The organism is Psychrobacter sp. NPDC077938 (genome assembly GCF_044542635.1).
In the GTDB taxonomy this organism is placed as follows: Bacteria; Pseudomonadota; Gammaproteobacteria; order Pseudomonadales; family Moraxellaceae; genus Psychrobacter.
The window spans coordinates 205,489-212,498 of sequence record NZ_JBITUW010000004.1; the positions used below are offsets into that span (position 1 = coordinate 205,489).

General features: G+C 42.7%; 5 protein-coding genes. All 5 read left to right on the forward strand.

The window, feature by feature from the left end:
- The first annotated feature begins 6 nt into the window (after nt 1-6).
- Nucleotides 7-1,152: a beta-ketoacyl-ACP synthase III gene (locus tag ACIGBM_RS08780; RefSeq protein ID WP_057760302.1), complete on the forward strand. Its 1,146-nt coding sequence runs from the start codon at nt 7-9 to the stop codon at nt 1,150-1,152.
- Nucleotides 1,153-1,386: 234 nt separating this feature from the next.
- A complete protein-coding gene (gene prfA, locus ACIGBM_RS08785) occupies nt 1,387-2,478 on the forward strand; it encodes a peptide chain release factor 1 (RefSeq protein WP_057760300.1) in 1,092 nt (363 codons plus the stop codon).
- A gap of 130 nt (nt 2,479-2,608) precedes the next feature.
- On the forward strand, nt 2,609-4,147 hold the full coding sequence (gene lysS / locus ACIGBM_RS08790) for a lysine--tRNA ligase (protein ID WP_397477470.1): 1,539 nt from the start codon (nt 2,609-2,611) through the stop codon (nt 4,145-4,147).
- 115 nt (nt 4,148-4,262) lie between these two features.
- On the forward strand, nt 4,263-5,525 hold the full coding sequence (locus ACIGBM_RS08795; RefSeq protein ID WP_397477471.1) for a hypothetical protein: 1,263 nt from the start codon (nt 4,263-4,265) through the stop codon (nt 5,523-5,525).
- Nucleotides 5,526-5,594: 69 nt separating this feature from the next.
- On the forward strand, nt 5,595-7,010 hold a 1,416-nt coding region (gene dnaX, locus ACIGBM_RS08800; protein ID WP_397477472.1), incomplete at its 3' end, for a DNA polymerase III subunit gamma/tau.

The window sequence follows — 7,010 nt, forward strand, 5'->3', positions numbered from 1 at the left end:
CTTATCATGACGACTTGTATCACAGGCACTGGTCTTTATATCCCACCTTACAGCATTAGTAACGAAGAGCTAGTTGAGTCATTTAACCAGTATGTTGAAAACTATAATACCGAACATGCTGAAGAGATAGCTGCAGAGACAGTGACGGCACTTGAGCCTTCTTCAGCTGCTTTCATCGAAAAAGTATCTGGTATCAAATCACGTTATGTGATGGAAAAAGAAGGTATCTTAAATACTGAAATCATGGCGCCAGTTATCCCTTACCGCAACTTGGGCGAAGAGCTGTCGGTAATGGCCGAAATGGGTGCAGCAGCACTTAGAGACGCTTTGGCTGATGCTGGACTTGAGGCCAATGACTTAGACGGTATCATCCTTGCTTGCTCAAACTTCCAGCGTACTTATCCTGCAGTTGCTATCGAAATCCAGAACGAAATTGGTATGATTGGCGGCTTTGCTTATGATATGAACGTTGCGTGTAGTGCGGCGACTTTCGGTCTGTCACAAGCACATGGTTCTATCATCTCTGGTTTGGCCAAACGTATTGCTGTGGTCAACGTTGAGATTACCTCAGCGCATTTAAACTGGCGTAACCGTGACAGCCACTTTATCTTCGGTGATGTGGCGACTGCTTCTATCGTTGAAGAATTAGATACGCCAAAAGGTTACGAGATTCTAAACTCTAAGCTATTTACTCAGTTTTCGACCAACATCAAAAACGAATACGGCTTTATGGATCGCTCAGAGTATCTAGCAGCGCAGACCGAAATGTATCCAGATATCAAAGCACCAGTCACTGATAAGCTGTTTTTGCAAAACGGTCGTAAAGTATTCCGTGAAGTCTGTCCAAAAGTGTCAGAGATTATCACTGAGCACTTGCAAGAAAACGACATCCCAACATCTGATGTTAAGATGATGTGGTTGCATCAAGCCAATGCCAATATGTTGGATTTGATTCTGCGTACCGTGGTTGGTAAAGATGCCGATAAGTCGATTGCTCCAAGTGTTATTGCTGAATTTGCCAATACTAGCTCAGCGAGTCCTATGATTGTATTCCATCGCCACAAAGATGACTTAGTATCAGGTGATTTGGGCGTTATTTGCTCATTTGGTGCAGGTTACTCTATTGGTTCGGTCTTAGTTCGCAAGGTCTAATACTTTAACTACCTGTCCTGATAAAAATAGCTAAGAATATTCTTAGCTATTTTTTTGTCTGTCGTTTTTGCTATTGAAATTACGTCGTGACATCTAAATATAAACAGAGATGTTTGAGAAGATAACATCGAGATTACCGACAATATCAACAAGAATGATTAGAGGTTTTAATTTACCCCAAAAAATTTGCTATAATCACGGGCTTATTCCTCTTATCCAATTAAAAGTCCTTTTATGAAAGAATCCTTACGCCTGCGTTTAGACCAGATGGTAGACCGTTATGAAGAGGTCACCGCTTTATTATCAGATCCTAGTGTCATCAGTGATAATAATAAGTTCCGTGAATTGTCTGTTGAGCACAGCGACTTGATGGAGATCACGACGCTGTGGCAAAACTACGTGGGTGCAGAAACGGATCAGGCCGATGCAGAAGCGATGCTAGCCGATGCAACAGATCCTGACATGAAAGAGATGATGATCGATGAGATTGAGAGTGCGCGTGATACCATCGTAGAGATGGAAGAAGCACTCAATCTGATGATGCTACCAAAAGACCCTAACGACAAAGTACCAGCGTTTTTGGAGATTCGTGCTGGGACAGGCGGCGATGAGGCAGCGATTTTCTCTGGTGACTTGTTCCGTATGTACCAAAAATACGCGCAGAGCCAAGGCTGGACACTAGAAGTGCTCTCTGCAAATGAAGGTGAGCATGGTGGTTATAAAGAAATCATCACTCGCGTATCTGGCAATAGTGTATATGGTCGCTTAAAGTTTGAATCGGGCGCTCACCGTGTACAGCGTGTCCCTGAAACCGAGAGCCAAGGTCGTGTGCATACGTCAGCTTGTACGGTTGCGGTAATGCCAGAAGTTGAGATTGATGATACTGTTGATATCAATCCTGCTGATATCAAGATGGATACTTTCCGCTCAAGCGGCGCGGGTGGTCAGCATGTTAACACGACTGATTCTGCCGTACGTTTGACGCACATTCCGACAGGTACCGTGGTAGAGTGTCAGCAAGAGCGTAGCCAACACAAAAACCGTGCGCATGCTATGAAAATGCTGGTCTCTAAAATTCAACAAGCCAAAGTGCAAGCACAGGTCGATGTGGCGGACTCTATACGTCGTGACTTGGTCGGTAGTGGCGATCGCTCAGAGCGTATCCGTACCTATAATTTTCCACAAGGTCGCATGACCGATCATCGTATCAACCTTACCTTATACAAGCTTGATTCCATTATGGAAGGCGACTTGGACGAGATTCTTGATGCACTACTACGTGAGCATCAGGCTGATTTGATGGCCAGTATCGGTGGCAATGACTAGTAGTTGGTCTGTAAAAGTATTAACAGTTTTATCGTTTTTATCACCGTGTCTGTTCTTATAATAATAAGTATTGATTTAATTTTTCTGTTTTCGTTTATCCATTTAATTACCTAAAAATATTGAGAGTGTTATGTCAAAGCACAATAATCAGAACCAAGATCAAACCCCAGTCGTAGAAGATGCTAACGAGCTAATCGCACAACTGCAAGCCAAGCTAGATGATATCAGTGCTTCAGGTAAACAGCCGTATCCTAATACGTTCAAACGTACTGATTATGCGCAAGACTTACAGACGGCTTTTGATGGTGTCTCAAAGCAGGAAATTGAAGAAAAAGCAGCGAATGGTGAAAAAACACAGGTCAACGTGGCAGGTCGAGTCATGCTCAACCGTGGTTCGTTTATCGTGATCCAAGATATGACAGGCCGTATTCAGTTATATGTAGCACGTAAAGAGCTTGATGAGGAGACGCGTGCGAGCATCAAATCACTAGATTTGGGTGACATCGTTGGTGTATCAGGCTATATCGGTCGCTCAGGTAAAGGCGATTTGTATGTGCATATTGAAGAAATTACGCTACTGACCAAATCATTACGTCCAATGCCAAACAAGTTCCATGGTTTGTCTGATGTAGAAGCGCGCTATCGCAATCGTCATCTTGATTTGATGACCAATGAGACGACTCGCAATACCTTTATGGTTCGTAGTCAGATCGTTAGTGGTATTCGTCAATTTATGCTTAATGAGCGTTTTATGGAAGTTGAAACGCCAATGATGCATCCGATACCAGGCGGCGCAGTAGCTCGTCCGTTTGAGACACATCATAATGCATTAGACATGCCTTTATACCTACGTATCGCGCCTGAGCTTTATCTTAAGCGTCTGGTCGTTGGCGGGTTTGAGCGCGTGTTTGAGATTAACCGTAGTTTCCGTAATGAAGGGGTTTCAACCCGCCATAACCCTGAATTCACTATGATTGAGTTCTATCAAGCATATGCTGATTATCATGACTTGATGGATTTGACTGAGCGTCTGTTTAATCAGTTAGCAATAGATGTGTTGGGCACAACGGAGCTTACTTATCAAGAAGAAGCCATTAGCCTAAAAGCACCATTTGCTCGTCTATCAATGTCTGATGCGATTGCAAAATATGCTGAAAACTTTGACATGGCGCGCATCAATGATCGTGAATACCTAGCAGAATATGCATCTACGACACTTAAGCAACAAGTCAAAGATGTGTTTGGTGTGGGTAAACTACAAACGATTATCTTCGAAGAAACGGCTGAGCATCAATTACGTCAGCCAACGTTCATCACTGAATATCCTGCTGAGACATCACCACTAGCGCGCCGTAGTGATGACAATCCTGAGATTACTGATCGTTTTGAGCTGTTCGTTGGTGGTCGTGAGTTGGCTAATGGCTTTAGTGAGCTTAATGATCCAGCAGACCAAGCTGAGCGTTTCCGTGGTCAGGTTGCTGAAAAAGACGCTGGCGATGATGAAGCTATGCATTTCGATGAAGAGTATATCGAAGCATTGTCTTATGGTCTGCCACCGACAGCCGGTGAGGGTATTGGTATTGACCGTCTAGTAATGCTATTTACCGACTCTGCTAGTATCCGTGATGTGATCTTGTTCCCGCACATGCGCCGCAAACAAGACAGCTAAGGTGGATTTGCTTGCTGTAAATCCAAACTGATACTTAACTCAGCATAAAAAGCTTTTGCTCATTTTCACAGAATGGGTATAAGCTTTTTTGTGAAATATCATTTATAGAGGTATTATGGATATTCAGCAAGCATCACATGCGCCATGGCAAAAAATGATTCAGCAATGTTTTTTATCATTGTATGAGTTGCCTGATAACAAAATCACTGACTCTGATCATTTTCAGGGTTATGATTTTGTTTTTGAGTTTTCTGGCGCTACTATTTATTTGCTCGTCAATACCGTCGTGATACAGGCAAATAAGCAAGAAGTGGATAATACTAAAGTTCGTGAGTGGAGAAAAGAAGTTGTTAACCAACTCATCAAACGCCACGCTCAGATTTATCAAAAAAACGATAGCCTAATTGTAGATAGAAGTGCCTCGATAACTGATAAAGCAGTTTATTTTATTGGCTTGACGTCGTTGTCCATCAATCATCAAAACGATCAATCGGGCCATTCATCTTATGCAGTTGGCTACGAATATGGCAGTCGGTTTTTTGCAGAAGACTGTGTTTTAGACTTAGATGATGAGCAAAGTATCCTACAAGTCTTTAGTCATCAAAACTTCGTTGATATCCTCAATCAGTTAGTGACGCCAAGTGATTTAACAACCTTTTTGGATTTCCATCGTCGTCAACTGTCTAGCTTTGCATCATTTCAAAACGAATCAACATTGCTTAAACAGTTTCTACAATCACCTGACTTTCATCAAAGAGCGATTAGGGTGCAAGAGCAGCTAATCGATAACGAGTTAATTGAGCAAGTTGAATTACGCTTACTTAAAGCAGTAGAGCCGAATCAGACTGTGTATGCCGATGCCTTAATGGCTGAGATGCAAAAAAATACTGGAATGTGGTTCAAGCTATTCAACAGTGTGCTTGAGCGTTATCATGAAGTAGGTACACCTTTACCAAATGATCAGGTTGATATTTTGGTAGATGAGTCAATGTATACCTATGCATGTCTAGTAGAAAAAATCTTAGCTTATAGAACCATGGATCAAGACTCGCGCTGGAATGGATATGTCCGTCACGAGCATTCTTATCATGTATTTGGACGCCATTATCTCATGGTGTTTTATGCACAAGACAATAGCAGTTCGCTGAGCGCAGAAAATGTTAGGCTTTCTTATAAAGATTTATTGTCAGATATCAATGTCCAGTTACAAGAGCCAGTGATGGACAATTTGTTTTTACTGGGCGTAGAGTTTAGGCCGTGCGAAGACAGTGTAAATACTGAGGTTTATCTGGATATATTTCATCAAGCAGGCTCATTGATTGATGAAAGTACTCAACGCTTATATGACCGACTGGCCCAACTTCAAGCTCAGTTATAATCTGAACATAGTATGATTCATTAGTTTGACGCTCCCTTTATATTTGTATTATTTACATTGGCATTTCTTATGACGCAGCAATATCAAGTTTTAGCTCGCAAATACCGACCAAAAAACTTTCACGAGTTGATTGGGCAGACGCATGTGTCTCAAGCGTTGATTAATGCGATTGATTATAATCGTTTGCATCATGCCTACCTGTTTACAGGTACGCGCGGTGTGGGTAAGACAACGATTGCGCGTATTTTATCTAAATGCTTGAACTGTGATACAGGTATTACCAGCACTCCTTGCGGCGTATGTGATAACTGCGTTGCTATTGATCAAGGGCGTTTCATTGATCTTATTGAGATTGATGCCGCTTCTCGTACCAAGGTCGAAGACACGCGTGAGCTATTAGACAATGTGCCTTATGCGCCAAGCCAAGGGCGTTACAAGGTCTATCTGATTGATGAAGTACATATGCTGTCTACGCACAGCTTTAACGCGCTACTTAAAACGCTAGAAGAGCCACCTGAGCATGTGAAGTTTTTATTAGCGACAACTGATCCACAAAAGCTACCGATTACGATTATTTCGCGCTGCTTGCAGTTCGTTCTGCGCCCATTACCTCAAACGTTACTTAGCGAGCACTTGGCAAATATCTTGACCAAAGAGCAGGTAGGCTATACTCAGCCAGCGATTTGGCAGTTAGCAAGTGCAGCCAAAGGTTCTGTGCGTGATGCTCTATCATTGACCGATCAAGCCATTGCTTTTGGTCAAGGCGCACTGGATGATGCGACTGTTAATGCAATGCTTGGTCTTATTGATGCTGCTGACTTAGTGCGTCTAATCACAGATATTTATAATCATGATAAGTCTGCTGTTGCTGCTCATATTGAGCAAATGCGTGCGCAAATGGTCGATGCGACGAGTATGTTTGACGGGCTTGCTGAACTGTTACATCAGTTGGCATTGACTCAGCTGTTGCCTGAGGTCGCTCTTAATGTTAATGAGGCGCAAGCAAAAGATATTTATACGCTAGCTCAGCATATTAGCCCTGATGTCTTGCAGCTGTATTATGAGATTGTTGTGCAAGCCCGTGAAGGTGTTAAGCTTGCAAGTACGCCGATGCAAGCGCTTGAGATGTGCATCTTGCGTTTATTGGCGTTTCGTCCATTACCAGTCGATGAAGTCTTGAGCAATACTTATGATAGTAATGGGTCTGCTACCAAAGTACCAGCTATAGAACCAGTTTCTTCGGCATCAGCTCCAGATGCTATTGCACATGAAGCGTCAGCACCACCGCCAGAACTTTATAATGTTGATTATCAGACTTCAAGTCACGATGAGTTGCAAAGCGATATTTATGATAATGACAATTTAGCACAGTCAGTTAATAGTGCTATGCCTGAACCAGTTGTTGAGCCTGAACCAGTTGTTGAGCCTGAACCAGTTGTTGAGCCTGAACCAGTTGTTGAGCCTGAACCAGTTGTTGAGCCTGAA